Origin of the sequence: Nonomuraea sp. B19D2 (assembly GCF_040137845.1) — a bacterium.
In the GTDB taxonomy this organism is placed as follows: domain Bacteria; phylum Actinomycetota; class Actinomycetes; order Streptosporangiales; family Streptosporangiaceae; genus Nonomuraea.
The window spans coordinates 1-3115 of sequence record NZ_JBEFAK010000119.1; the positions used below are offsets into that span (position 1 = coordinate 1).

The 3115-nt window shown below is 56.5% G+C and carries 1 rRNA gene; it reads left to right on the forward strand.

Annotation, left to right across the window (positions count from 1 at the left end):
- Positions 1-116: 116 nt before the first annotated feature.
- Positions 117-3115, forward strand: a 23S ribosomal RNA gene (locus tag ABN273_RS58965); the annotation flags it as partial.

The following is a 3115-nucleotide window of genomic DNA, read 5'->3' on the forward strand; positions in this document are numbered from 1 at the left end:
GAACGGGCGACCGGTTCTTCGGAGACAGGGCCAGCGGACGCTTCAATGGTTTTGGGGCGCGAGCTGGTTTGCTGTTTGTTGTTTGAGATTTGCATAGTGGACGCGAGCATCTTTGTGGCCAAGTTTTTTAGGGCACACGGTGGATGCCTTGGCATCAGGAGCCGATGAAGGACGTGGGAGGCTGCGTTAAGCCTCGGGGAGTCGCCAACCAGACGTTGATCCGGGGATGTCCGAATGGGGAAACCTAGCACCAGTCATGTGGTGTTGCCTCCGCCTGAATGTATAGGGCGGTTGGTGGTAACGCGGGGAAGTGAAACATCTCAGTACCCGTAGGAAGAGAAAACAATATGTGATTCCGTGAGTAGTGGTGAGCGAAAGCGGATGAGGCTAAACCGGGCGTGTGTGATAGCCGGCAGGCGTTGCATGTTCGGGGTCGTGGGACCTTCTAGCAGTCTCTGCCGGGGCTGCAAACAGTGATAAATCGGTGGGGTAGTTGAAGCCTCTGGGAAGGGGCGCCGTAGACCGTGAGAGCCGGGTAGACGAAACCTTGTCGACTGTTTGAGGGGATCCCAAGTAGCACGGGGCTCGAGAAATCCTGTGTGAATCTGCCAGGACCACCTGGTAAGCCTAAATACTCCCTGGTGACCGATAGTGCACGAGTACCGTGAGGGAAAGGTGAAAAGTGCCCCGGTGAGGGGTCGTGAAATAGTACCTGAAACCGTGTGCCTACAAGCCGTAGGAGCTTACAGCAGCTTGCTGTTGTGTGATGTGACTGCGTGCCTTTTGAAGAATGAGCCTGCGAGTTATGGTGTGTGGCGAGGTTAACCCGTGTGGGGTAGCCGTAGCGAAAGCGAGTCTGAATAGGGCGTTTGAGTCGCATGCTGTAGACCCGAAGCGGAGTGATCTACGCATGGGCAGGTTGAAGCTCAGGTAAGACTGGGTGGAGGACCGAACCCACCAGGGTTGAAAACCTGGGGGATGATCTGTGTGTAGGGGTGAAAGGCCAATCAAACTCCGTGATAGCTGGTTCTCCCCGAAATGCATTTAGGTGCAGCGTTGCGTGTTTCTTGCCGGAGGTAGAGCACTGGATGGCCGATGGGCCCGACAAGGTTACTGACGTCAGCCAAACTCCGAATGCCGGTAAGTGAGAGCGTGGCAGTGAGACTGCGGGCGATAAGGTTCGTAGTCGAGAGGGAAACAGCCCAGATCACCGACTAAGGCCCCTAAGCGTGTGCTAAGTGGGAAAGGATGTGGAGTCGCAGAGACAACCAGGAGGTTGGCTTAGAAGCAGCCACCCTTGAAAGAGTGCGTAATAGCTCACTGGTCAAGTGATTCTGCGCCGACAATGTAGCGGGGCTCAAGTACACCGCCGAAGTCGTGGCACTGACAGCTAAGAGCTGTTGGTGGGTAGGGGAGCGTCGTGCAGCCGGTGAAGCAGCAGAGTGATCTAGTTGTGGAGGCTGTGCGAGTGAGAATGCAGGCATGAGTAGCGAATCGAGGGTGAGAAACCCTCGCGCCGGATGACCAAGGGTTCCTGGGGCAGGTTAATCCGCCCAGGGTAAGTCGGGACCTAAGGCGAGGCCGACAGGCGTAGTCGATGGACAACGGGTTGATATTCCCGTACCCGCTTCAATGCGCCCATATCGAACCCCTTGATACTAAGAGTCCTTAAGTCCGCTGGTCCTTCGGGATTGGTGTGAGGCTGAACGCTCGACCTGATTGGGTAGTAGGTAAGCGATGGGGTGACGCAGGAAGGTAGTCCAGCCCAGGCGATGGTTGTCCTGGGGTAAGCATGTAGGGAGCGAGGTAGGTAAATCCGCCTCGTATGTATCCTGAGATGTGATGCCGAGCCGATTGTGGTGAAGTGGATGATCCTATGCTGCCGAGAAAAGCCTCTAGTGAGTGTTGTGGCGGCCCGTACCCTAAACCGACTCAGGTGGTCAGGTAGAGAATACCGAGGCGATCGGGTGAACTGTGGTTAAGGAACTCGGCAAATTGCCCCCGTAACTTCGGGAGAAGGGGGACCTCTGCTGGTGATGGGTTTTGCACCTTGAGCTGGTGGGGGTCGCAGTGGCCAGGGGGAAGCGACTGTTTACTAAAAACACAGGTCCGTGCGAAGTCGTAAGACGATGTATACGGACTGACGCCTGCCCGGTGCCGGAACGTTAAGGGGACCGCTTAGCCAGCTTTGGTTGGCGAAGGTGAGAACTTAAGCGCCGGTAAACGGCGGTGGTAACTATAACCATCCTAAGGTAGCGAAATTCCTTGTCGGGTAAGTTCCGACCTGCACGAATGGCGTAACGACTTCCCCGCTGTCTCAACCGCAGACCCGGTGAAATTGCAGTACGAGTAAAGATGCTCGTTTCGCGCAGCAGGACGGAAAGACCCCGGGACCTTCACTACAGCTTGACATTGGTGTTTGGAACGGCTTGTGTAGGATAGGTGGGAGACTGGGAAGCTCGGACGCTAGTTCGGGTGGAGTCGTTGGTGAAATACCACTCTGGTCGTTTTGGATGTCTAACTCTGGTCCGTGATCCGGATCGGGGACAGTGTCTGGTGGGTAGTTTAACTGGGGCGGTTGCCTCCCAAAGAGTAACGGAGGCGCCCAAAGGTTCCCTCAGCCTGGTTGGCAATCAGGTGTTGAGTGTAAGTGCACAAGGGAGCTTGACTGTGAGACTGACGGGTCGAGCAGGAGCGAAAGCTGGGACTAGTGATCCGGCATCGGCGTGTGGAAGCGGTGTCGCTCAACGGCTAAAAGGTACCCCGGGGATAACAGGCTGATCTTCCCCAAGAGTCCATATCGACGGGATGGTTTGGCACCTCGATGTCGGCTCGTCGCATCCTGGGGCTGGAGTAGGTCCCAAGGGTTGGGCTGTTCGCCCATTAAAGCGGTACGCGAGCTGGGTTTAGAACGTCGCGAGACAGTTCGGTCCCTATCCGCTGCGCGCGCAGGAGACTTGAAAGGGGCTGTCCCTAGTACGAGAGGACCGGGACGGACGAACCTCTGGTGTGCCAGTTGTACCGCCAGGTGCACGGCTGGTTGGCTACGTTCGGGAGGGATAACCGCTGAAAGCATCTAAGCGGGAAGCTTGCCTTGAGATGAGGTCTCCCACCC